Source organism: Streptomyces sp. NPDC038280 (assembly GCF_055600045.1).
The window spans coordinates 218,855-241,426 of sequence record NZ_JBVJYZ010000001.1; the positions used below are offsets into that span (position 1 = coordinate 218,855).

The 22,572-nt window shown below is 71.6% G+C and carries 19 protein-coding genes; 5 read left to right on the plus strand and 14 right to left on the minus strand.

The window, feature by feature from the left end; genetic code table 11:
* Window positions 1-85: 85 nt before the first annotated feature.
* Window positions 86-610, minus strand: a complete 525-nt coding sequence (locus tag ACZ7J0_RS01005; RefSeq protein WP_470882866.1) for a hypothetical protein — start codon at window positions 608-610, stop codon at window positions 86-88.
* Window positions 611-1,226: 616 nt separating this feature from the next.
* On the opposite strand from ACZ7J0_RS01005, the gene ACZ7J0_RS01010 reads away from it, so the two are divergent.
* Window positions 1,227-4,595: an ALF repeat-containing protein gene (locus ACZ7J0_RS01010; RefSeq protein WP_470882867.1), complete on the plus strand. Its 3,369-nt coding sequence runs from the start codon at window positions 1,227-1,229 to the stop codon at window positions 4,593-4,595.
* Window positions 4,596-4,797: 202 nt separating this feature from the next.
* Here ACZ7J0_RS01010 and ACZ7J0_RS01015 read toward each other — a convergent pair whose 3' ends face one another.
* From ACZ7J0_RS01015 to ACZ7J0_RS01030, 4 genes are all read right to left on the minus strand, one after another.
* Complete coding sequence (locus ACZ7J0_RS01015) at window positions 4,798-6,075, minus strand: DUF6545 domain-containing protein (RefSeq protein ID WP_470882868.1); 1,278 nt, start codon at window positions 6,073-6,075, stop codon at window positions 4,798-4,800.
* Between the two features lie 13 nt (window positions 6,076-6,088).
* Entirely contained in the window at window positions 6,089-6,601 is a 513-nt protein-coding gene (locus tag ACZ7J0_RS01020; protein ID WP_470882869.1) for a toxin-antitoxin system, toxin component, read from the minus strand.
* A 114-nt stretch (window positions 6,602-6,715) separates the two neighbouring features.
* Window positions 6,716-7,453, minus strand: coding sequence for a hypothetical protein (locus ACZ7J0_RS01025; protein ID WP_470882870.1), 738 nt, complete (start codon window positions 7,451-7,453; stop codon window positions 6,716-6,718).
* Between the two features lie 196 nt (window positions 7,454-7,649).
* Window positions 7,650-8,507: an SDR family oxidoreductase gene (locus ACZ7J0_RS01030; RefSeq protein ID WP_470882871.1), complete on the minus strand. Its 858-nt coding sequence runs from the start codon at window positions 8,505-8,507 to the stop codon at window positions 7,650-7,652.
* A gap of 143 nt (window positions 8,508-8,650) precedes the next feature.
* On the opposite strand from ACZ7J0_RS01030, the gene ACZ7J0_RS01035 reads away from it, so the two are divergent.
* Entirely contained in the window at window positions 8,651-8,989 is a 339-nt protein-coding gene (locus ACZ7J0_RS01035; protein ID WP_470884072.1) for a winged helix-turn-helix transcriptional regulator, read from the plus strand.
* A gap of 68 nt (window positions 8,990-9,057) precedes the next feature.
* Here ACZ7J0_RS01035 and ACZ7J0_RS01040 read toward each other — a convergent pair whose 3' ends face one another.
* Window positions 9,058-9,993 (minus strand): LysR family transcriptional regulator, encoded by a 936-nt coding sequence (locus ACZ7J0_RS01040; RefSeq protein ID WP_470882872.1) that lies wholly within the window; start codon window positions 9,991-9,993, stop codon window positions 9,058-9,060.
* A gap of 139 nt (window positions 9,994-10,132) precedes the next feature.
* Here ACZ7J0_RS01040 and ACZ7J0_RS01045 point away from each other — a divergent pair, with 139 nt between their 5' ends.
* Window positions 10,133-11,377 (plus strand): MFS transporter, encoded by a 1,245-nt coding sequence (locus ACZ7J0_RS01045; RefSeq protein WP_470882873.1) that lies wholly within the window; start codon window positions 10,133-10,135, stop codon window positions 11,375-11,377.
* A 148-nt stretch (window positions 11,378-11,525) separates the two neighbouring features.
* On the opposite strand, the gene ACZ7J0_RS01050 is transcribed toward ACZ7J0_RS01045, so the two are convergent.
* The 4 genes from ACZ7J0_RS01050 to ACZ7J0_RS01065 form a co-directional block, all read right to left on the minus strand.
* Window positions 11,526-13,601, minus strand: a complete 2,076-nt coding sequence (locus tag ACZ7J0_RS01050; protein WP_470882874.1) for a SpoIIE family protein phosphatase — start codon at window positions 13,599-13,601, stop codon at window positions 11,526-11,528.
* Between the two features lie 200 nt (window positions 13,602-13,801).
* The gene (locus tag ACZ7J0_RS01055; protein ID WP_469121843.1) at window positions 13,802-14,053 is read right to left on the minus strand and encodes a hypothetical protein; all 252 of its coding nucleotides are present in this window, start codon (window positions 14,051-14,053) and stop codon (window positions 13,802-13,804) included.
* Between the two features lie 164 nt (window positions 14,054-14,217).
* The gene (locus tag ACZ7J0_RS01060; RefSeq protein WP_470882875.1) at window positions 14,218-15,177 is read right to left on the minus strand and encodes a hypothetical protein; all 960 of its coding nucleotides are present in this window, start codon (window positions 15,175-15,177) and stop codon (window positions 14,218-14,220) included.
* Between the two features lie 299 nt (window positions 15,178-15,476).
* On the minus strand, window positions 15,477-16,007 hold the full coding sequence (locus ACZ7J0_RS01065) for a DoxX family protein (RefSeq protein WP_470882876.1): 531 nt from the start codon (window positions 16,005-16,007) through the stop codon (window positions 15,477-15,479).
* A 169-nt stretch (window positions 16,008-16,176) separates the two neighbouring features.
* On the opposite strand from ACZ7J0_RS01065, the gene ACZ7J0_RS01070 reads away from it, so the two are divergent.
* Window positions 16,177-16,872, plus strand: coding sequence for an HdeD family acid-resistance protein (locus tag ACZ7J0_RS01070; RefSeq protein ID WP_470882877.1), 696 nt, complete (start codon window positions 16,177-16,179; stop codon window positions 16,870-16,872).
* 174 nt (window positions 16,873-17,046) lie between these two features.
* Window positions 17,047-17,469 (plus strand): DUF350 domain-containing protein, encoded by a 423-nt coding sequence (locus tag ACZ7J0_RS01075; protein WP_470884074.1) that lies wholly within the window; start codon window positions 17,047-17,049, stop codon window positions 17,467-17,469.
* A gap of 191 nt (window positions 17,470-17,660) precedes the next feature.
* Here the strand turns inward: ACZ7J0_RS01075 and ACZ7J0_RS01080 are convergent, their stop codons facing one another.
* The 4 genes from ACZ7J0_RS01080 to ACZ7J0_RS01095 all read right to left on the minus strand — a co-directional run bounded on the left by ACZ7J0_RS01080 (window position 17,661) and on the right by ACZ7J0_RS01095 (window position 22,421).
* Window positions 17,661-18,158 carry a hypothetical protein gene (locus tag ACZ7J0_RS01080; RefSeq protein ID WP_470882878.1) on the minus strand — a complete coding sequence of 166 codons (498 nt, stop codon included), beginning with the start codon at window positions 18,156-18,158 and terminating at the stop codon, window positions 17,661-17,663.
* Window positions 18,155-19,588, minus strand: a complete 1,434-nt coding sequence (locus tag ACZ7J0_RS01085) for a WGR domain-containing protein (protein WP_470882879.1) — start codon at window positions 19,586-19,588, stop codon at window positions 18,155-18,157. The genes ACZ7J0_RS01080 and ACZ7J0_RS01085 overlap by 4 nt, the downstream gene beginning before the upstream one ends.
* Before the next feature lie 107 nt (window positions 19,589-19,695).
* Entirely contained in the window at window positions 19,696-21,258 is a 1,563-nt protein-coding gene (locus ACZ7J0_RS01090; RefSeq protein ID WP_470882880.1) for a glycoside hydrolase family 71 protein, read from the minus strand.
* A gap of 107 nt (window positions 21,259-21,365) precedes the next feature.
* Window positions 21,366-22,421, minus strand: a complete 1,056-nt coding sequence (locus ACZ7J0_RS01095; protein WP_470882881.1) for an LCP family protein — start codon at window positions 22,419-22,421, stop codon at window positions 21,366-21,368.
* Window positions 22,422-22,572: the final 151 nt, after the last annotated feature.

Consider the following 22,572-nt stretch of genomic DNA (forward strand, 5'->3'; position numbering starts at 1 on the left):
AAGCGATCGAGTGCCGTCCGGACGCACGTCCGGACGCCGTTCCTGCCGGCGGTCCTGGCTGACCTCTGCCAGTGCCGTACAGGCGTTACTTGGTGGTCCGGATCTCCATGAGCATGAACTCGCGGCCCTGCTCGTCGGCGCTCTCACCGACCGCGGTCCAGGAGTTCTTGTTCACGTCCCACGTCTTCTCCTCCGCGCCGACCTTCATGTCGACCTGGGCGGAGTAGTCGTTGCCCTTGACGGCGAAGACCGAGGGGATCTCCAGAGTCAGGTAGCCGCTGGTTCCGGTGACCCGGAAGCAGATCTTCTCCTTCTCGCGGGACCAGACCTCCAGGAGGTCGGTCGCGCTCGCGCAGTCGGCGAGGAGGATGTGGCCGTCGCCGCGCTTGAGGGTGATGTTCCGCTCGGCGAGGATCTTGTCGGCGTTCGGGTAGCCGAAGTCCTCGATGGCGTAGCCCGGGCCTTCCTCGGCGATGGCCTTCAGCGCGGTGGCGTCCGTGACGGCCCCGCCCTCGGTGGCACCGCCGGCTCCCGTGATCGCCATCCATGCGAGGGCGCCGGCCGCCGTGGCCGCGGCCACCGTGCGGACGAGTGTCTTACGTGCCTTCATCCCTACCCCAGTCGTAAGTTCCGGTCACTGCCCGGAAGATGCCATACGGATGCGAAGGCTCATGTTCAACCAACAAGAGATGCGCCAAAGACGGGTGGTCTCTTCTTGGAAGCCCCCAACTTCCTCCGGGATCCTAACCGAACACCTGGAGCAGAAATCAAGCCCCGAAAAACGAATGTGACCGCCCGCCAGTTCATTTACCTCATAGGTGACCGCGCGAGGATTTCCGTTCACCGGTGCCGTGCGGTTGGACTCATCGGCAGTGAAGGGCCGTCGGCGAACCCCTCGGGCATGTGATCCAACCCACACGGGATCGAAGCGGTCACCAGGGAATATGCGCCGTTCAGGGAGTTGATGCCCGCTTTGGGTGGCGCGTGGGGCCACCCCGAGGCCCGTCGGAGCTGGGCCAGATAAACGGAAGTTGATTCTCCATCATCTACCGTCTGGTCAAAGCCGCGTGTCCCGCGTAGGGTCATGCTGCGCGCCTCTCGGACCTCGCAATGCGTTCCATGCAATGCGTTCCATGGTTCGGCGAATGAAACGCGACCCACACCTTGCTGCCCTGGCCACGCCGCAGTTTTTGCGGCGTGCCGTGCGCCGATAGCGAAGGACCGTTTTGGACACCATTTATTGGAGTAGGCGGCGCATTCTTGGCGCCATCGCGGCCACTGCTGCCGTCGTCACCACTTCCAGCCTCGTTCTCAACCCCACGGCAGCCTGGGCCGAGACTCCGCCTCCGCAGGACGACCCGTTCCTGCTGCCGGACACCGACCGCGCCAAGGTCGTCAAGGCATGGGTGTTGGGCGGGAAGGCCGTTCGTGCCGCCGCCGCTGCCGCCCTGACCGGGTCCGACGCCGACGTGCAGAACTTCCTGGCCATCAGACTCGCGTCGGAGACCGCGGTGGACAACCGCGCCGCGCTCCTGAGCAGCCTCGCCGTTGCGGGCAAGGGGACCCGTCGTGAGGCGACCGCCGCGCTCAACGGTGGGGACTCCGCCATCTCCGCGTTCCTCGCGGGCGGCTTCAAGACCGCCCACGTGGAGGACCTGCGAGTCGCCACCGCCACGGTGATGTCCACGAGTGGGAAGGCCGTGACCAAGGCGGGCAACGCCGCCCTCACCGACGGCTCCCCGGCCGCGCTGGAGAAGTTCCTCACCACGGACCAGTTCACGGCCCGGTTGGAGGACATGCGCGTCGAGGCCTCCAAGCTCTTGATGCTGGCGGGTCCGGAGGTGCAGAAGTACGCCAACAGGGCGCTGTCCGGTACGGAAGCCGAGGTCGAGTGGTTCCTCGACACCGGCCAGCACATCGCCCGCGCCCGCGACCAGGAGCGGTCCAAGATCGAGGAGCTCCTCGCCGTCGCCCAACGCGAGGGCAGGACAGCCGAATCGAAGACGAAGCAGGCCGAAGAGGCCTCCGCCCGGGCCGTGGAGGCCGCGGCCAAGGCCAAGCAAGCCGCGGAGACCGCGGAGGCCGAGGCCCGCCTGGCGGAGAACGACGTCGTCAAGGCCGCCCAGGCGGCCCGCAAGGCGGCCGAGGCCGCGAGGGGAGCGTCCGACGCGGCGCGGATGGCCACCAACGCCGCCCATGCCGCCATTCAGGCTTCCCGTCGCGCCGCGAACGCCGCCATGGCCGCGAGCCAGGCGGCAGCCGCCGCGGGCACCGCCGCGTCAACGGCGTACAGGGCGGCCATCGGCGCCTCCAAGGACGCCGCTCTGTCCGGCAAGGCCAAGGATGCCGCCGTCTTCGCCCGGAACGTCGCCGCCAAGGCCCGGGCCACGGCGGATCAGGCCGAGCAGGCCGCCAACGCCGCGCAGCAGTGCGCCGACATCGGTGCCAACGCCGCCGGCGCGGCACGCCAGGCCGCCGCCACCGCGGAGGCAGCCCAGAGGTCCGCGGAGCAGTCGGCCGGTGTGGCCCAGTCGCAGGCCGCGGAAGCCACGCGTCAGGCACAGATCGCCACCACGAACGCCCGGATCGCCACCAACGCCGCCGGGACGGCGCAGGCGCTCGCGAGCGCGGCCGCGACCGCGGCGCGTAACGCCCGGAACGCCGCCTACAGTGCGGCCGCCCATGCGATCAAGGCCGCGGAGGCCTGCGACTGGGCCGTCACGTACGCCGGCCAGGCGGTGGACTACGCGAACAAGTCCACCGAGTTCGCCAACGAGGCCACCAAGGCCGCCGACAACGCCACGGCAGCGGTCGTCGAGGCGATCAAGGTGGAGAAGGACGCGCGCGAGGCCGAACAGCAGCGGCTGGACCACGAGGTGCAGCGGGCCATCGAGGAAATGCGCCTGTTCGCCGAGGCCGAGGTCCGTTGGAAGGCGGAGACCGAGGCGAAGCGAGGCCAGGCCGAGCAGACTTCCCAGGCGACGAAGAACCTCATCGCTCAGGCGGAATCGGCGCTGCGGGCCGGAAATCTGACAGCGGCCGCCGCCGTGGGCCGCAAGGCGGCTCTGGCCGTCATGGACTCCCACGGCGTCTGGTCCCGGGAGGCCGCCCAGTTCGCCCTGGCCGGTACGGACGCGGACGTCCACGCCTGGGTCGACAGCGACCGGCAGATCGCACAACGGCAGGACGACCGGGAGTCCACCGTCCACCTCGCCCGGGTCTCCCCCTCGAAGGTCGCCTTCGCCGCGACCGCGGCGCTGAAGAGCAGCGATCCCGAAGCTGCCGCGACGTTCCTCCGCACCGGCGCCATCCAGGCGGCGGGGCCGGACAACCGCGTCCTCGTCACGCGCCTGCTGGCCCAGAAGCCCGGCCGCGCGGTGACCGAGGCGGCCAACGCCGCGCTGGACGCGGGGACGCCCGAGGCGCTGCACCAGTTCCTCGCCGTCACGTTCGAGAAGGCGCAGCGGGAGGACGACGCGGTGGCCACCGCGACCCTCCTCCAGACCGCCGGTCCGTACACCAAGGCCCATGCCCAGGCAGCTCTCGAGGGTCCCGCTTGGATGCGCCGGAAGTTCATCGCCTCCGCCCAGTACGAGACCGCGCAGCTGGACCACGACTTCGCCACCCACGTCGCGGCCATGCAGGGTGCCATCGCCGCCGCCGCGAAGATCGCCGACAAGGCGCAGGAGGATGCCGCCCGCGCCCAGGAAGCGGCGGCCACGGCTCGCAAGGCCGGCGAGGAAGCCGAGGTGTGGGCAGGAAAGGCGCAGCAGGCGGCCACTCGAGCCGCCACCTCCGCCGAGCAGGCGAACGCATACGCGGACCAGGCCGAAGCGTCCGCCCGCAAGGCGCAGGCCTCGGCCGACCAGGCGAAGCAGGCAGCGGTCGCCGCCCGCTTCGCCGCCCGCTCGGCGAACTTCTCCGCCAACCAGGCCATCACGTCCGCCCGCACCGCGATCACCTCCGCCGCCAACGCGAAGGCCTGGGCGACTCAGGCCCGTGCCTCCGCGATCCTGGCGGGCAAGAACGCGGCAGAGGCAGCCGGCGCGGCCGGTGAGGCTCGCCTGGAGGCGGTGCACAAGCGGGAGGCGCAGGACAGGGCAGAGGCCCAGCTGGCCGCGGAAGTGATGGCGGCGGCCGAGGCCGCCAGGACGAACCTGGCCGACGCCTCCGAGCACGACGAGGTCAGGTGGGGTATACCCAAGTCGGAGTGGAAGGCTGCTGCCCACCGCAGCCATGAAATGGCCTTCTACGCCGGCGTGGGCAGCATCGTGGCCGGTCTTGGCGGTGTGGCCGTCGGCTTCACCGGAGTCGGTCTTCCCCTCACCATGGCTCTTGAGACAGTGGCACTCGTCCTGAGTGTGACCGCGGTCGTCTTCGACTTCGCGGCCGCGTTCTACACCGGGATGGGCTACGGATTCAACAGCGAGGAGTTCTACAGCTCCCTCGGCGTCGCAGGGCTCAGCCTCATCACCATGGGGAAGGCGAGGGTGATCGCCACGCTGGCGAAGGACGTCCCCCACGTAGCCAAGGAGCTCACGAGCGCCGCATATGACGGCTTCAGCGCGATCGTCAACCGGCTGACCGCACACTGACGTGGTGACGGACTGAAACGCCCTGTGGGGCCGGCGGCAGAGATGCCGCCGGCCCCACAGGGCGTCAGCACCGGAGCATTCTCGTCCGTGCCTCGTGTGCGCGCGCCGGTACGGCCGGGAGCCACCTGACGGCGGCATCCCCACCAAGTGGCTCCGTCCCTGCCCTTCTGACGAGGTGGCGGCCCGACCCACAAGCCACCACCTAGGCGGCCTCCATGCCGACGGCCCCGTCCGGCGACTGTCCGGAGGGGTGCCGGTCCGGACTCGGGGAATCCGCCGCTCCGGCAGGAGCCCCGTGCGGCGTGACGGCCAGGGCCGGAAGAGCCCGGGAGATGCCGACCAGAAGGTCGCCGTACTCGGCTTCGGCGGCCCGCAGCGCCCGAACCGCCGCCACGCCCTGCTCCCTGTCGGCGGGCATCCCGAGGGCGCGGGCGTCCGCCGCGGCCCTGAACATGGCGGCCAGGCCGAAGGCGACACTCTCGGCCTCCGTCCTGCCCTCGCGGGCGCGGGCGTAGGCGGCCGCCCGTACCTCCTCCGAGCAGTACGCCCCCAGCTCCAGCATCCGGTCGTGGATGTCGGTCATCCGGTCCGTGAGGCGCCGGCCGGGGCCGGCGTACCAGGGAGTGGGGAGCCGCATCCGGCCACGGGGACCACTGACACGACATATCGTCCGCCGCAAGGGGCCCAGGGAGCGCAGAGTCCGCAGAGGCCCGAACAGCCGTGCGGTGATCCAGGGTCCGGCGATGGGCATGAGGAAGCCGACGGCCACGAGGAGGGTGCCGAGACAGGCGAAGGACATGGCCGCCTGGTTGAGCGGTTCCCAGTCACGGCCGGTCCAGGCGGCTACGACCGCGGCGAGCTTCGCCACACCGTAAGTGACGTTGGTGAGGAAGCCGATGGCCAGCACGGTGAGCCCGATGCGCAGCAAGCCTCCGGCCGGTGTCCTCGGCTCGGGGGACTCCCGGCGGATGTCGCGCGCCCAGTTCCAGCACGCGGCTGCCGCCGCGATCGCGGCGGCGGTGGTGGCGAGCAGGCAGAGCAGCACCATCTCGCGCATGAACGGGGTGTTGGCGTAATACGTCTCGAAGTCACGCTGCCGTTCGACCGGCGCCTCGCCCCATGCGAAACAGCCGATGAGCAGGATGGTCACGACACCGTGGCCCCAGATCCAACGCCTGACGCGGCGGCGGGTGTGAGGGAGGACCTCCACGTCCTCGCGCCAGTTCTCCATGAGGACCCGGCAGGCACAGGAGTAGGCGGAGAGAATGCAGTAGACCAGTACCGCCGAGAAGTTGCTGACGCCGGTCATCTCGTTGACGACCGTGATGGTCGGAGGCGCCGAGAAGAAGAACGCCGCGGCCTGCAGGAAGATCACGGCGTTGACGCTGCGGACCACGGGACTGTGCCAGCGCCTCACCAACGAGGGAAGTTTGACGACCAGCACGATGCCGAGCGCGGCCGCCGGGATGTAGAGATTCACGCCTTCTCGCCCGTCATCCTCTGAGCGACGCCCAGATGCGGCCGGGCACCCCGCCGGAGGGTGTCGTGCTACGCCCGCGCGCCAGGTAGGGCCTCACCCGGTCGGCCAGCATCCGGCCGAACTTTTCCGCACTCCGCTCCTCTTCGAGGTCCGGTTCCGTACGGGCGGCGACATAGGTGACCGCGTCGGCAAGGCTCCAGCGGTCACCGAGCATACGGGCCGCGGCCATCGCGCCGGCCGCGCTGCCATGACCGCGGTGCCCCTCCTTGAGATGCCACAACTCATGTCCCAGAATCACGACTTGGTGCAGAGGAGAGGTGTTCTCCTCGAGGGCGATCAGGTCGTAGTCGCCCATGTCCAGCCACAGGCCCGTCACCGTGTCCGGCGGGAACTCTTCGAGCATCAGGCGCACTTCGCGCCCGCTGCTCCGTTCCGCACACGCGCAGAACGCCTTCAGCAGCTCCACGGGTCGGTCGGGAACCGGCTGCGGCAGACCCGTGAACAGCGCGTCGCGATACCGTCTCATCTCGCGCGAGACCCCCACCCCGTGCCACCCGTCCCTCGTGCCGGATGCACAGCCCCCCATGCATCGATCGTTACGCGTTACCGCTGGTGAGACGCGATCCGCACGCCGCCGCGGTCAATCGACGTCATTGTGCACCACCCCGGCCTCGAGGGCCGTGCGGGCCTCCCGGGCGCGCTCCTCCCGGGAACGCCGTGCGACGGACTCGATCAGGGCGATCAGCGGCTGGGCGGTGTCGTCCGGTACGTCGGCCAGAGCCCGGGCAGCGTACGCGACAACGCCGAGTGAGGGATCCACCTCGCTCGCGGGCCCCGCGGTCCGCAGGCGCCGCAGGTCCTGGTCCTGGCGCTCCACGGTCCGCTGCAGCAGGTCCTTGTGGATCTGCTGCAGGACCCGGTCCAGCGCCTCGGCCGGCTCGGCGACCAGAAACTCGATCTTCTCTCCGAAGAAAGCCGCGATCCCGGCGGCGTGGTCGAGGTTCGGCGCCCTGCCCGTCTTGATCATCTTGTCGAGCCACTGCGCGCTGGTTCCCGCGCCGGCCGCGATCTCCGCGATGGAGTAGGCCCGCCTGCTGCCGTCCGGGGCCGCGCGCAGCCGCGTCGCGCGCAGGAACAGGATCCGCTCGACCACGCGCCGGTGGCGCGCCTCCACCACGTCCACACCCGGGCCGGGCTCGGCGGACCCCTCGCCACTCAGCAACTGCCGTACGTCCTCCACGGCCACCCCGGAGGCGTACGACAGTCCGCCCTCGCCCTCCACCCGCAGCACGTCCCCACGGTTCAGTCCCATGCGGTCCAACAGCGAGTCGATCTGACGCACCGTGCCCATCAGGTCCTGAGCAGGCCCATCACTCACAAGTACTCCCGCGGTCATCGGACGAGGCCCTCAAGGCTAGCAACCACCGTTGATCCGTCATCATCCGTCCCCCGGTCACGCCGGCTCCGGGCTCGTTCGGCGCGGCAAGGTCGACGGTGCCATGAACGCAACCGCCCCGGAAGAAGGTCATGACCGCCGTCACTCCGACCACCAAGACCTTCGCGGTCCCCGGGTGTCAGGACGCCAGGGCGGCCTTGATCGACTCCGTGACCGGGGTGGTCGGGCGGCCGATGAGGCGGGCCAGGTCGCCGTTGGTGCCCGCGAGCCGGCCGCGGGCGATGGCCGCGTCCACGTCGACGAGGATCGCCGCGAAGCCCTCGGGGAGTCCGGCGCCGGTGAGGATGGAGAGGTGAGCGTCCGCAGGGACCTCGGTGTACGTGATGGCGCGGCCGGTGTGCGTGGCGACCTCGGCCGCGTACTCCGCGAGGCTCCAGGCGGTGTCGCCGGAGAGTTCGTACGCCTTGTTCAGGTGGCCCTCGCCGGTCAGCACCGCGGCCGCGGCTGCCGCGTAGTCGGCGCGCGCCGCGGACGCGATCCGGCCTTCGCCGGCGCTGGCCACGACGGCACCGTGCTCCAGGACGCTGCCCAGCTGCGCCGTGTAGTTCTCGTGGTACCAGCCGTTGCGCAGGAACGTGTACGGCAGGCCCGCGTCCAGGATCGCCTGCTCGGTGGCCTTGTGCTCGGCGGCCAGGTCGAAGTCGGCCGCCGGGCCCCCGAGGACGCCGGTGTAGGCGAGCTGCGCCACGCCCGCGGCCTTGGCGGCCTCGACCACGGCGATGTGCTGCGGGACGCGGCGCCCGACCTCGTTGCCGGAGATCAGCAGCACGCGGTCGCCGGCGTGGAAGGCACCGGCCAGGCTCGCCGGGTCGTCGTAGTCCGCCGGACGCAGCTCGACCCCGCGGGCCGCCAGATCGGCGGCCTTGGCCTCGTCCCGGACCACGGCGGCGATCTGCCCGGCGGGCACCCGGGCAAGCAGTTCTTCCACAACGAGGCGGCCGAGCGCTCCGGTGGCTCCCGTGACGACGATGCTCATGATTCTTCTCCTGGGTGGGTCGGCAGCTGTGAGGCCACCCTAGGGAGAGCGCTGTGGATTCGTAAGTACCCACTTTGAAGTAAGGTACAGGTGTGGACGTAAGTAACCAGGTCAAGCCGGTACCACCCGCCGTACGCGAGCCGATGTGCCCCTCACGCGGAGTGTTGGAGCACGTCACCAGCCGCTGGGGCGTGCTCATCCTCGCCGCCCTGGTGGAGCGCTCCTACCGGTTCAGCGAGCTGCGCAGGGAGGTCGGCGGCGTCAGCGAGAAGATGCTTGCCCAGACCCTGCAGACCCTGGAGCGGGACGGCTTCGTCGTACGGGACGCCCAGCCCGTGATCCCCCCACGCGTCGACTATTCGCTCACCCCGCTGGGCCGCGAGGCCGCGGAGCAGGTCTGGGCACTCGCGCGCTGGACCGAGCGCCGTACGCCGGATGTCCTGGCCGCCCGCACCGCGTACGACGAGGCCCGGACCGCCTAGCCCGGCCGTCGGGCCCAGCGCTGGATCGTTCGACGAATCCGCCGTCATGATCGAAGACGCGGCGTCGTTCAGCGCGGAATCACCCACCCCGGCGCCCAGGTCCCGGCGGCGTCGTGGCCGGCCGCTGTGGCGGCGAGGTGGGCGCGGAGGGTGGCCAGCGCGGGGTGGGGGTTGTCGCGGTGCAAGAGGAGCGAGTGCGGGTAGACGGGCGTCGGGTCGGTCACCGGGATGCGGCGCAGGCCGTGGCCGGCGGGCCAGACGAGGCGGGTCTGCTCGCTCATGAAGGTGGCCAGGGCCGGGGTGTCGGCGATGGTGTCGAGGAGCGCGTCGGAGCCGAAGTTGGGGCCTGTCGCCTCGATGGTGAGGCCGAACTCGGCGACGAGGTCGTCGTAGTAGGCGCCCCACTCGGTGCCGGGGACGATGCCGGGCATCCAGATCCGGTGCCCGACCAACTCGGCGACGGTCACCGACCTGGCGCCCGCCAACGCGTGGGCGGGGCCGGTGAGGAGCTGGAGCGGCTCGTCGAGCACCCGGACGGACTCGATGTCCTCGGGAAGCGGCCGGCCGGGCGCGGCGACGGCACGGAAGGACGCGTCGATCGCACCGGAGCGGATGGCGGTGACGGCCGTCTCGACGTCGAACAGCATCATCACGTCGAGGTCGATCTCGGGGCGCGCGCGGTGGAAGCCGCGCAGCAGGCCCGAGGCGGCGCCGCGCGAGTTGATCACGTCGACGCGCAGGGGGCGGTGGCCGGTGCGCACGGACGTGATCGCGCGCTCGGCGACGCGCAGCAGCTCGCGCGCGTGGGGCAGGAACGCCTGCCCGTCGATGGTGAGTTCGGCGCCGCGCGGCGTGCGGGTGAACAGCCGCACGCCGAGGTCACGCTCCAGCGCGGCGACGCGCTTGGAGACGGCCTGCTGGGTGACCGACAGGTCGACGGCGGCCTTCTGGAACTGGCCGGCTTCCGCGATGGCGGCGAAGGTGCGCACTGCTTCGAGATCCACGTCGGCCACCTTAGTGAACAACCCATGGTTGTACGTAGCTGACAGATTGGTTGTTTGACCTGCTGTTGTGCCGCCGGATTAGCTCTCACCGGTCAACGTCGGCTTGTTCGGTTGGGACGTCGAGGGGAGCGCGCCGCGCATGGTGGGCAGGAGACGGCTGGGCCGGCAGTTCGGCTGGCTGTGGGCGGCGTACGCGGTGAGCGCGTACGGGTCCGGGCTGGGGTTCGGGGCATTGCCGCTGATCGCCGTACTGGTGCTGCACGCCGGCCCCGCCGAGGTGTCCGCACTGTCCGCGGTGGGGCCGGCGGTGGGCGCGCTGATCGCGGTGCCGCTCGCGCCGTGGGTGGAGTTCCGGCGCAAGCGCCCGGTCATGATCGCGATGGACCTGACCCGGTTCGCGGCCATGGCGACGATCCCGGTCGCCTACGCCTTCGGCCGGCTCGGCTTCGTCCAGCTGATCGTGGTCTCGATCGTGGTCGCCGCGGCCAAGATCACGTTCGGCGCGGCCGGCGGCGCCTATCTCAAGACCCTCGTCCGGCCGGACGACCTGCTCGTGGCCAACGCGCGGTTCGAGTCCACGAACTGGAGCTCCATCGCGGTCGGACCACCGCTGGGCGGGGCGGCGATCGGCCTGTTCGGGCCGGTCACGACCCTGGTGGCCGACGCGCTCAGCCACCTGCTCTCCGCCCTGGGCATCATCGCGATCCGCGGCCGGGAGGAAGCACCGCAACCAACCGGCAGGAGCCCCGCCCTGGCGGGCGCGGTGTTCGACGGCTGGCGACACATCATGGGCGATCCCGGGCTGCGGACCCTCTACCTCAACAACATGCTCGTCTCCGGTCTGATCATGGCCACCGAGCCGGTGCTCGCCGTGCTCCTGCTTCGCCAACTCGGCTTCGCCCCCTGGCAGTACGGCCTCGCCTTCGCCGCCCCCTGCCTCGGCGGACTCATCGGTTCCCGGCTGGCCCAGCGAGTCGTGGCCCGCTACGGCCGGGACCGGGTCTTCCGGACCGTCGGCACCCTGCGCGCCATCTGGCTGATCGGCCTGGTCTTCGTCCGCCCCGGCGTCGTCGGCCTCGTCACCGTGATGGCCGTCGAGCTGGCGATCATCATCAACATGAGCCTGTACACACCGGTGCTCGCCACCTATCGGCTCGAACGCACGCCCAAGCATCTCGTCGCCCGCACCCTGACGGCCTGGTCGATCGGCCAGCAGGCGTCCATCGCCGTCCTCACCGCGCTCGGGGGGCTGCTCGCCGACCACACCAGCCCACGCGCCGCTCTCACGGTCGCGGGACTGCTCATCCTGACCACCCCGCTCCTGCTTCCCCGACACGACCAGACGTCACGGCACGAGCCGGAATCGGCCCGTAGCCACTCCTGAACCGCACGCGCAGCTCCAGCCCGCGGACCGCGGCTGGTCCGCCGATGCGCGTCCGCGTCGACCAGGCGCACAAGCACGAGCAGGCAGGACACTCGCGGGAGCACTGCTCCCGCTCCTCGATGCCCGACCCCGCCGGGCAGCGTCTGCTTCACCGGGCGTGTGGTGGGGCGCGGTGGACCTCGGCCAGCACGATCACCGTGTCGTCGGTCGGTGCCTCGGGGAGCAGGTTCGCCAGGATCCGGTCCGCCGCCGCCTCCAACTCCTCCGGAAGCGCGTGGAGTTGGGTGCGAAGTGCGTCCATCCCCTCATCGATGTCCCGGCCGCGCGACTCGATGAGACCGTCGGTGTACAGGGCGAGGACCGCGCCGTCGGGCAGCTCGACGTCGGTCGTCCGGAAGGGTACGCCCCCGACACCGAGCGGGACTCCCAGTACGTCTCCGATGACCGTGACCGTGCCGTCCGGGTGGCGTACCAGCGGCGGCGGGTGGCCCGCGTTGGCGAGGCGGGCGCGGCCGGTCGCGGGGTCGTAGAGGAGGTAGAGGCAGGTCGCCAACTCGATGCCGGCCTCATGGGCGCAGGTGTCGAGTTCGGTGAGCAGCTTGGCCGGGTCCTGGACATGGCGGGCCAGCGCCTTGGTGGTGATGCGCAACCGTCCCATGGCGGCGGCGGCCGGCACCCCGTGCCCCATGACATCGCCGACGACGAGTGCCACCCGGTCGCCGGGCAGGGTGATCACGTCGTACCAGTCGCCGCCGACCTCGGTGTGGTGGCTGCCCGGGAGATAGCGGTGCGCGATCCGTACGGAGGGGCTGGTCGCCAGCGCGGTGGGGAGCAGCGCGCGTTGCAGAGTCAGCGCGATGTCCTGGATCCGGCTGTAGAGACGGGCGTTGTCCAGACAGAGCGCGGCGCGGGAAGCGAGCTCGCCGGCGAGGCTCAGATCGTCTTCGGTGAAGGGCGGTCGGGCGGCGGAGCGGCCGAACATGATGATGCCCTGGACCGTGCCCCGTGCGATGAGCGGGGCGAGGAGCAGGTCCGTCAGGCCGCTGCCGATCAGCAGCCGGGCGCGCGCCTGGTGGATGACGGTCCGGGTCATGAACTCGTCGTTCACCGGGACGGACACGGCGTGTCCCGTGTGGAGCATCTGATGGATGCTGGAGCCCGCCGGGTAGGTGACGGTCTCCAGTCCGCCGACGAGTTCGGGAGCCGGAGGGGGCAGGCTGGTGCCGGAGGCGATCCGGCGGGTGACCAGAGGGACATCCGGGTCGAACACCTCCGGTTCGTCCATCCAGTCGACGACTTCCACCACCGACGCGTCGGCGAAGTCCGGCACCGCCGCGTCGACCAGCTCGCGAGCGGTGACGCCGATGTCCAGGGTGGTGCCGATCCGGGCGGCGGCCCGGTCGAGGAACGCCAGCCGCTGCCGGGCGGCCGTCGCTTCCACGATGGCCTGCTCGCGGTCGGTCACGTCCACCAACAGGCCGCCCACTCCCGGCCTGGTGTCGCCTGCCTGACTCAGCGGGAAGAAACTCACCGACCGCACCTGGTCCCGGTCCGGATGGCCGGGGGTACGCAGCCCCACCAGCGTGCTCACCACGGGGCGGCCCTCCACGGCGACGGCCCGCAGCATCCGCTGGTACTCGCCGCCGTCGGAGGTGACCATGAACTCGTCCACGTGCCGCCCGACGTGGTCCTCGATCGGGCTGCCGTCCATGTCGGCGAGCGCCTGATTGAGGTGGACATACCGCAGGTCCTCGTCGAGCATCACCAGGCCGATGGGGCACGTCTCGAAGAGGGCGTCCAGGAAGGCGAGGTTGGTCTTCACCCGGTCGAGCTCGTCACCGCGGCTCGCCAGGCCCACGATCACCGAACGGCCGCTGCCGCCGGTGACGGGGAAGACCCTGAAGCCGCAGTCGAAGACCGTGCCGTCCCGGTACAGCGCCGGAAGGCGGACGCGCCAGTACCCCAGCGTCCGGCCCCGCTCCGCCAGCCGCGCGGCCGCTGCGGGCTCGCCCTTCGGCGGCCCGGGGAAGAGAACGGCGGCGGGCCGGGAGAGCACCGCCGCCGCTTCGTAGCCGAAGAGCCGCTGCGCGCCGGGCCCCCAGTAGCAGATCCGCTCGTCCTCGTCGATGCCGAAGACGGCCACGGACACGTGCTCAAGCAGCGTTCCCGGCTCCGACCAGAGCGGCCCCGGAGCAGGCACGCCCCCCGGCCGATCCGATGGCACGAGATGTCCCCTTCCACGCGAGGCACGCGGCAGCGGGTCCGTCCCAGGAGGGCGGACGGGCTCCTTCAGCAATTCTGCCCGTCATTCCCGGGCCGGACATCACGATGGGGCGACATATCGGGCGCCCTGGTCACAGTGGGTCACGGCAGGTCCGGCTGTGCTTCGGTACGACCTGTTCGACCCGTTCCTCGACAGCGGACTCAGCCCTGGTCCTCCGTGGCCTGCTCGATGAAGTCGACGTCCATCGCGTCGGCCAGCTCCTCCACGCTGGCCGCCACCGCCTCCAGGGTGGGCGCGTCCAGCTCTCCCGGGTCGGCGGCAGCCGCCAGGAGCGCCCTCCCGAGGCCGCGTACCAGGTCGACGGCCTCGTCGGCGGGGATGAAGATGCGGCCGTCGTCGTCCGTGAGCATCGCCGTGATCTGCCCGATGGGCTCCTTGCCGTCGTCGCTCATCGCGTCGGTTCCTTCGGTTCGATCATGGTGTGATCCCCTGTTCGCCCGACTTCTGGGAAGCAGACACTATCCAGCGGCGGCCGGTCCGAAGCGTCCGGCGCGATCATCCGCACGCCCATCGAACCCGGGAGCGCCGGTCCTCACGCACGGCCGCGTGGAGTGGGTCATGCGTCCTCTCCTCCGAGCCGCCGCACCTCGCGGGCAGCCGCGTCGGCGGCCTGGCGGGCCTTCTTCGCCGCGCGTTCGGCGTCACGCAGCAGCTCCGCGGCCCTGTTCGCCTCCCCGCGTGAGCCGCGCTGCTCCTCCTTCGCCTCGCGCAGCAGGCGCTGGAGGTCCGCGACCCGCTCGTCGAACTCGTCGGCCCGCGCGTGCGCCTGCTCCCGCGTCACCTCGGCTGCTCGCAGCGCCTCGTCCCGGGTCTCCGCCTCGCGTCGCGCCTCCTCGGCCGTCGTACGTGCCTTGTCGAGGCGGGCCCGTCGCCGCTCCTCCTCACGGGAGACCGTCTTCGCGGGCGCTTTCGCAGTGGGTTCCGGGGATTTCGGGGATTCCGGGGCGTGCGGGGATGCCGTCGTGGCGGCCTTCGCTGGGGTGCCGGTGGTGGCGTCGACGCTCCGGCGGGGCGGCAGCGCGTCGGGGTCGATTCCGACGAAGCCGACCGGCGCCTCGGGCGTCTTCGACAGCGTCCCGGCCGCCCACTCCTCGGCGGTTTCCGGATCGGAGAGCGCCGCGCGCAGGATCTGCTCGACCTCCTGCCGCACGTCGTCGCTCACGGTCTGGCCGGCCTCCTGGGCCAGCTTGCGCGCCTCGCGCGCGAGAGCCGCGATCACCGCGTACTGCTGGTGCCCGAGCTCCTTCAACTGCGTCCCGTCCAGCGTCTGATGGGCCTCGCGCAACGCCCGGCCGAGCTCAAGGAGCTGCTTGGTCTCGGCGGGTCGCTGGCGGACGAGCAGGTTGGACGCCCATGCCGCGCGCGTCGGCTTGCGCAGCGCCGCGATCCGCTTGGCCGCGGCCGAGTCCCCGGCCTTACGGGCCTCGGCGGCCCGCGCGTCCCGGGCGGCGGTGAATTCCGCCGGGGGCAGCCCGTACAGCTCCTTGACGACCGCGTCCGCGTCTACCCCGGCCATGCGCCATCACCCCCCGCCCGCGAAGGCGGACCACAATCCGCTCGGGCGTCGCCCCTGATGCCCTCGGCGCTCGTGCCCGCGCCCGCGCCCGGGGAGCCGGTGATGCGGGGGGCCGGGGCGGAGGAGGTCGTGGCGGAGGGGCCTGCGGCTCGGGCTCCCGGAGCGCAGGCGGCCGTGGCTGCGGGGCTCGGGCCGCAATAGCCCTTCACGTCGGCGGTCGGGACGCAAGAGCCCGTGACGCCGGCGGTCGGGACGCTGGGGGCCGAGCAGGCCCAGTCGCCCGTACGAGCCTCCCGCACTCATGCGTCGTCCGCGGCGGCCGCCTGTTCCTTCGCCCGCCGGCCGACCACGACGGCGGCCGCGAGCGCGCTCCCCAGGAAGGCGACGGCCACGGTCCACGGCTGGTCGAAGCGGTGGGCCGTGGCGTGGTCGACGGAGTAGCGGCCGGCGCCCGTGATGCCGACGGCGGCCGCGGTGAAGCCGAGGAACGCGGGGTATTCGAAGCCGCCGCCCTGGGCGAAGAACCCGGCCGGAGCGTGGACGGAGACGGCGCCGGCCATGGCTCCGGCCGCGGCGGCGCCGGCCGCCGGGGTCGCCATACCGAGCGCGAGCAGCAGACCGCCGCCGGCCTCGCCGAGCCCGGCGGCGACCGCGCTCACCCGCCCTGGCCGGAAGCCCATGGCTTCCATGGCCTTGGACGTGCCCTCCAGGCCGCCACCTCCGAACCAGCCGAACAGCTTCTGGGCGCCGTGCGCGGCGAGGACCGCGCCGGTGCCGGTCCGTAGAACGAGCAGGCCGAGGTCACGTCGGTTCAGAGGTGCGGGTGCCATGAGGGGTCTCCCGGTACTGGAGGCGTGGGCGTACGGCTTCCACTCTCCGCCGCCCCGCCCGCGGGGCCGGTGCGTTGCTGGTCCACATGGGTGTGCGCGGCCGCCCGCCGCGGCACTCCGACGGACTTGAGCGGTGGCGGTAGCGGGGCCCCCGATCGAACAATCCTTCATGAGCGACATTCACGGCAGCAGGCACGAGACGTTTCCGCGCGACCCGCATTCCGGGCCCGACGCCACATCCCCGCGGTCGCCCACCTCGCCGGGCGACCGCGGGCCGTCGCCCACGACTCCGCCGGAGGGGCCGTTCGGGCTCCTCGGGCTGCTGGCCCACCGCGCCTGGCAGGTCCTGCTCCTCGCGGGGATCGCCGCGTTGGTCCTGGGCGTCCTGATCCTGCTGTGGCCGGGCGCCTCGCTGGTCGCCGCCGGTGTCCTGTTCGGTCTGTATCTGCTGGCCAGTGGGGTGACACAGCTCGTCGCCGCGTTCGGCACCCATGTCTCCACCGCGCTGCGCGTGATGGCGTTCATCAGCGGCGCCCTCTCGATTCTGCTGGGGCTCTTCTGCTTCCGGGGCGCGATGCAGTCGATTCTGCTGCTCGCCCTGTGGATCGGTATCGGGTGGCTGTTCCGCGGGATCACCCAGGTGATCGCGGCGGCGTCGGACCCGGGGGCGCCGGCCAGGGGCTGGCAGGTCTTCCTCGGTGTGCTGAGCGCGCTGGCCGGACTCGTACTGATCGTGTCGCCGTTCGCGTCGGTGGCGGTGCTGACGCTGGTGGGCGGATGCTGGCTGCTGGCCCTGGGAGTCGTCGAGATCGTCACCGCCTTCCAGGTCCGGTCGCGGGTGCGGCGTCTGCGGTCGGACGTCTGAACGCCCCGGCCCCCGACCGGTCCCGGGCGAGCCCCAGCCAGATCCCGAGCCTGCCCCCGAGCCCGAGCCCCGGCCGTCTGATCCGTGCGCTAGATTTTGCCTCTCCCTGACCACGATCGTTTCGGTTCACGATCGATCTCTTCTGCACACGGAGTCGGCATCCCCATGAGCGACATAGGCGACATCGTCAATGGACTTGGCCGCACAACGGCCTACGGCGCTCTCGGGGTCGTGCTGTTGATCCTCGGCATCGTCCTCGTCGACGCGCTCACGCCGGGCAAGCTCGGGCGGCAGATCTGGGAGGAGCGCAACCGCAACGCCGCGGTTCTGCTGAGCTCCGCGCTGCTCGGGATCGGCGGCATCGTCTTCACCTCGATCTGGACGACCTACGACCATTTCGGCAAGGGCCTCGTGTCCACCGCCGCGTTCGGTCTGCTGGGCCTGGTGCTGATGGCGGTGGCCTTCTGGTTCGTCGATCTCGTCACGCCCGGAAAGCTGGGCGCCACGCTGGTGGAGCAGGAGCCGCACCCGGCGGTGTGGGTGACGGCGTCGTGCAACATCGCGGTGGCCGCGATCGTTTCGGCCTCCATCGCCTGAGGGTCCGAGCCACACCGCACGACCCCGGCCCGCCTCGCCCTGCCCCGCCCGGGCCCGCCCCGGCCCGCCCCGGCCCGCCCCGGCCCGCCCCGGCCCGCCCCGGGCAGGCTCCCTCCCCTCTCGGGCCCGGCGCACCCACCGACCTCGGCACGCTCACTGACCCGGCGCACCCACCGACTCGGCGCGCTCACTTACTCGGCGCTCATGGGCTCGACCTCCAGAAAGCGGCGCTTGCGCGGGCCCCGGTAGAGCAGTGCCTCCCAGCCCAGCGCCTCCAGTACCCGGGCGCAGGCGCCCAGTTCCCTCTCCTCCTCCTGCGCGGCCCCGCTGCCGGGCGGCCCCAGCCACTCGACCAGGACCGCTCCCTGCCTGTCGGCGGCGCTCACCCGGTACCCCGTGGCCGTCCGCTGCCCGTCCTCGTCGACCGCGGAGGGAGTGATCCCCGCGGCCTCCAGGGCCAGGGCGACCGCCCGCACCGGACGCGTACGCTCCCAGGCCGCCGGTACCGAGACGGGCGCGAGGGCGCCGGAGTCCCCGGTGCCCGGGCTGTCGGCACGTGAGCCCGTGAGGCGCCGGATCTGCAGCAGTCCGTCGAAGGCCACGCGCACTTCGGCCGCTCTGCGGGCGGCCGCACCGGGCGGCGGGGCCGGTCCTTCCCCGGTCGCGGCCTCGAACGCGTCACCGCTCACAGCAGCCTCCGGATGTCGCCGCGGACCCGGTAGAAGCCCCCGGACGCGGCGTGCAGCGCGTCGACGACGTACCGCGCGCCCGTCTCCCGTATCGCGCGCGGGAACTGGACGTTCCAACTGGGCTCGTACCCCTCCGAGACCACGTGGACGCGGACCCGGCCGGCTTCCTGGACGCACTCCACGATCACCGCGCCCGCCGGCGCCGTCGTCACGGAGGCGACGGAGGCCGCCGCCGTGGCCGGCGCGTACGTGGGCAGCGCGGCGGCGAGCTTCACATCGCGGGCGACCGGGACCGTCCCCTGCTGCGCCGCCGCGATCGCGGCCTCGCTCGCGTCGACGCACACCAGGGAGCCGTCGGTGGTGACGAGGTAGAGCCGCTCGTCCCGGTACTGCATGGAGAGCGCCGAGCCACCGCCCGTGCCGAGCTTCCAGAGCCGGGTGCCGTCCCGGTCGAAGCAGTACACCGACGAGGCGGAGTCCCCGGCGAAGACGAAGCGTCCGCCGGGCGAGGTCGCGCACGAGTAGACGGGGCTGTCGCAGCGGTAGGTCACCTCGATCGCGCCGTCCTCCTTGGCGAGCCGCTGGACGGCGTGGCGCGCGGTGCCCGCGTACACGGCGTCGTCCTCCTGCCAGCCGAAAAGGACCCCGCCCTGAGTGGCGGTGTGCCACAACTCGCCGCCGCCGTCGGGTGCGTAGGCCGTCACGCCTCGCTGGTGCCCGTGGTAGACGGCCCGGTCGTCGGCCCGGACCATCCAGGCGTGCTCGCCCCGGCTGCGCCGGGCCCACTGGTGTTCGTCCTCGTGGTCGATGACGGTCAGCCGTCCGGCCCGGTCCGCGACGTTCAGGACGCCCTCGTGGATGTCGAGCCAGAAGATGTCGACGTCCGCCGCGATGTCGTACGCCGCGAAGGGGAGCTTCGACGACAGGTCGTACACCCGGCCGTCGTCGCATCCGGCGTAGATCCAGAAGTCGTCCGCGACCAGGCACTTGACGCCGTCCGGCAGGCTGAAGCGGGCGAGGACCTCGCCGGTGTGGCTGAGGGTGTAGACGTCGCCGGACTGGTTGCCGACCCAGCAGCGGTCGTCGTCGACGTGGATTCCGAACGCCGAGGAGCCGGTGCGGAAACGCCACAGGACTGGTGCCACCGCGCGGGCGGTCGACGGCGCCGAGGAAACCTGCCGGCGGGTGACCGCGCGGGCCGCTCGCTGCCCCTGTATCGCCGGCGCGTACCCCTTGCGGACCTTCTCGCCGACCTTCTTGGCCGCGGCGGCCTGCGCTTTGGCGGCGGTCGGGAAGGTCGACGCCTGGGTCTGGCCGCTCGCGCCGATCCGGCCGTAACGGACCGACACCACCAGGCCGTCGACGGTCACTTCGTAGAACTTGTGCGCGGCGCCGTCGTCCTGTGACAGCTCCAGATACGTCGTCGACAAGGCAGAGCCCTCCCCCGGGTCGGACACCGCGGCCGATCCGCGCGTCCATGTCGAAAACGTTAGGGGGAGGCACTGACAACGCCCTCGCGCGGTCGTCCGCGCGGCCGTCAGTCCCCGGACCAGCCGCCCCTGCCCGGGCGGCCGCTGGTCACCGCGTAGTACTGAAGGTCCTGGACGTCGACCCGGCTCTCGACCGGATAGCGGCTCCTGACCTCCGCCGTGACGGCGGCGCCGCGCTCGACGGTGGCGCCGCTGAATCCGGCGCGCAGCGGCAGCAGTTCGGCGTGGACTCCGGCGGGAGCCCGGTGGGTGTCCCGCTCCGTCCCGGTCACGGTGTGGACGGTCGCCCGACCGGTGAGGAAGGTCAGGACCTCGACGGTGTCGCGCGGCTCCGCCGTTCCGCGGCGGGGGCTCATCGTCATCTTCTGCTCGCGGACGGGCGGCCGGGTGCTCGCCCACTGGACCCGCGAGGTCAAGTAGACGGTGTCGCGGACGATCCGCGGCCACTGCCCGGTCTTGAAGCGGGTCAGGTAGTAGGAGGAGAGGTCGAGATAGGCGTAGCCGTTGTGGAGCGAGGGAGCGAAGTGGCTGCCCTCGGAGTAGTCGTTCCACGTGGTGAGCTGGACCCAGTCGGCGCCGTCGTCGATCGCGTGGTTCCAGCTGGCCCGCAGGGTCGCCGTGTTGCCGGCCTCGTCGTACACGCGCTGGTTGGGGCGGGCGTCCTGGACGGAGACCGGCTGCATCCAGATCTTGCCGAGGCGGTGGGCGAGGCGCGTGTCGGCGGTGGCGCCGGCCTGGCCGGTATGGCTGCGGCTGCCCCATTCGGAGAAACCGTGGCTGATGGCGGCGAAGCGCTCGGCGTTGTCGCCCAGGTTGAGGAAGAGCGGGACCAGGGCGGTGCGGATGCCCCGGCTGCGCAGCTCGGAGACCGTGCGGGCCCACCAGGCCGGGTCCTTGGCCTCCGCCTTGAACGGCGAGACGACGAGTCGGCCGTCGGCGAGGCGGTGGGCGGAGGGATGGCGGCCCAGTTCGGCGAGCGCCCGGGCCAGCGTCGCCGGATCGGTGTTCAGGGAGGTCATGTCCGGCATCAGCATGATCTTGAAGCCGGGGTCCTCCGCGCGGGCGGCGTCGAGCAGCAGGTCCACCCGTTCCCGGTTGCGCCCCGTCAGGGAGAGGAGGTCGACGCTGAAGCCGTCGAGTCCGGCGGCGCGGGCGGTGCGGACCTCCTGGCGGAGGTTGGCCAGTTCCCAGGCGCCGCCCTTGGGGGCGACGGGCAGGGGACGGTCGCGCAGGAGGCCGCCGTAGGCCTCGTGCTTGCCGTGCTCGCCGTCGGGGTTGAGGTAGTTGCGGCTGTAGTAGTCCTCCTTCGCCGGCCGGTTGTCCAGCGAGAGGGGGTAGGGCGTGAAGTAGTGCGCGAAGACCAGCCGGGAGGAGCGTCGTAGTTCCCGGGTGCCGGGCAGGTCGAAGGGCAGTTCCGTGCCGGGCTTTCCCGCCGCCGACGGGCGGTCCGACGACGGTGGCGGGGGCGGCGGCGCCTGAGTGCGGGCCATGGAGCTGCCGGCCCAGGCTCCGAGGAGGAGGACGCCGAGCAGCAGCCCTGGCAGCAGCCGGCGCCGGCCGCGCGCGCGGTGGCGGCGCGGGGTCGACGGGCCTGCGGGCATGTCCGTCATGGCGTTCCTTCCGGGCTGCGTGAACCGCCGCGGAACCCCCGCGGGCGTGCCAGTAGTAGAACCGATCCGGCGCACCCGTACAACACGCCCCGCCTGCGCGGAAGTCGCTACCGCGTACCGCTTCCGAGCCGGTCGGTGCGGTGACCGGCGACGTAGGCGTCCAGCGTGTCGTTCCGCATCGCGGCCCACAGCGCGCCGGTCTTCTTGTCGTCCAGGAGGACGACGGACTGGCCCTTGATGGTGGGGGTTCCGGCGACGGGGGCGTTCATGAAGACCATGCGGCCGGGGCGGACCTCGCGGGAGCTCCACAGCAGGTCGCGCAGGTCGCCGTCGCTGAGCCGGTCGTCGACGCTCACGCTCGCGGTGAGGTCGTCGAGGAGCTCGGTGGCCTTGACGGGGTTGGTCAGGTTGCGCGGTGTCATGACCTTGGCGAGGACGGCGCGCAGGAAGTTCTGCTGGCGGTGGGTGCGGTCGAGGTCGCCCCTGGCGAGGTGCTTGCGCTCGCGGACGTAGGTGAGGGCCTGGGTGCCGTTCATGTGCCGGACCTCGCCGTCGACGGTCAGGTCGACTCCGCCGACGGAGTCGGTGAGGTTCTTGAAGCCGTCCCAGTCGATGACGGCGAGATGGTCGACGCGCACGTCGGTGAGCCGCTGGACGGTGTCGATGAGCAGCGGCGGGCCGCCCCAGGAGAACGCGGCGTTGAGCTTGGCCGTGCCGTGTCCGGGGACATCGACCCAGGAGTCGCGGGGCAGGGAGACGACATAGGCGTTGGAGTGGTCCGCCGGGAGGTGGACCAGCATCATCGTGTCGCTGCGCTGGGCACCGTACTTCCAGGTGGGCGCCTTCGCGTCCCTGCCAGTGGTCGGGAGGTCGGACCGGCTGTCGACGCCGACGAGCAGGAACGTCTCGCCTCCCTTGCCGGCCGGCGGCCGCTCAGCGCCGGGCGCCGGGCTGGGGAAGACGTTCGGTATGCGCTCGACGCGGCCCGTGTAGTGGTCGACGGCCCACCATCCGGCCCCACCCACCATCAGCACGCCCAAGCCCAGGAGCACGCACGCGCCGAGCAGGACGCGTCCCGGGCTGACCCTTCGGCGACCAGGAGGCGCGGTTTGCGCCACATCGGCGGCCTCCGCCTCCGTGACCGGCTCGTCCCCCTCACGCACCTGCGCCCCCTCCCACAAAGGGGACTCACCTGCGTAACCCCCAGTGCGACAGAAGTATCATGCGATTAGCCGTGATCACACCGGCCCCCGTAGTACGAGATGAACACGCCATCACTCAATGGCATCTTTCATGTAAACGGCAGCGGAGGTA

What these genes read in the sequence shown, in the direction of transcription:
- ACZ7J0_RS01060 (WP_470882875.1), bottom strand. Translation starts at nt 15,177, where the DNA reads ATGGCCGGGGTAGACGCGGACGCGGTCGTCAAGGAGCTGTACGGGCTG.
- ACZ7J0_RS01055 (WP_469121843.1), bottom strand. Translation starts at nt 14,053, where the DNA reads ATGAGCGACGACGGCAAGGAGCCCATCGGGCAGATCACGGCGATGCTC.
- ACZ7J0_RS01065 (WP_470882876.1), bottom strand. Translation starts at nt 16,007, where the DNA reads ATGGCACCCGCACCTCTGAACCGACGTGACCTCGGCCTGCTCGTTCTA.
- ACZ7J0_RS01045 (WP_470882873.1), top strand. Translation starts at nt 10,133, where the DNA reads ATGGTGGGCAGGAGACGGCTGGGCCGGCAGTTCGGCTGGCTGTGGGCG.
- ACZ7J0_RS01030 (WP_470882871.1), bottom strand. Translation starts at nt 8,507, where the DNA reads ATGAGCATCGTCGTCACGGGAGCCACCGGAGCGCTCGGCCGCCTCGTT.
- ACZ7J0_RS01070 (WP_470882877.1), top strand. Translation starts at nt 16,177, where the DNA reads ATGAGCGACATTCACGGCAGCAGGCACGAGACGTTTCCGCGCGACCCG.
- ACZ7J0_RS01005 (WP_470882866.1), bottom strand. Translation starts at nt 610, where the DNA reads ATGAAGGCACGTAAGACACTCGTCCGCACGGTGGCCGCGGCCACGGCG.
- ACZ7J0_RS01090 (WP_470882880.1), bottom strand. Translation starts at nt 21,258, where the DNA reads ATGACGGACATGCCCGCAGGCCCGTCGACCCCGCGCCGCCACCGCGCG.
- ACZ7J0_RS01020 (WP_470882869.1), bottom strand. Translation starts at nt 6,601, where the DNA reads ATGAGACGGTATCGCGACGCGCTGTTCACGGGTCTGCCGCAGCCGGTT.
- ACZ7J0_RS01035 (WP_470884072.1), top strand. Translation starts at nt 8,651, where the DNA reads ATGTGCCCCTCACGCGGAGTGTTGGAGCACGTCACCAGCCGCTGGGGC.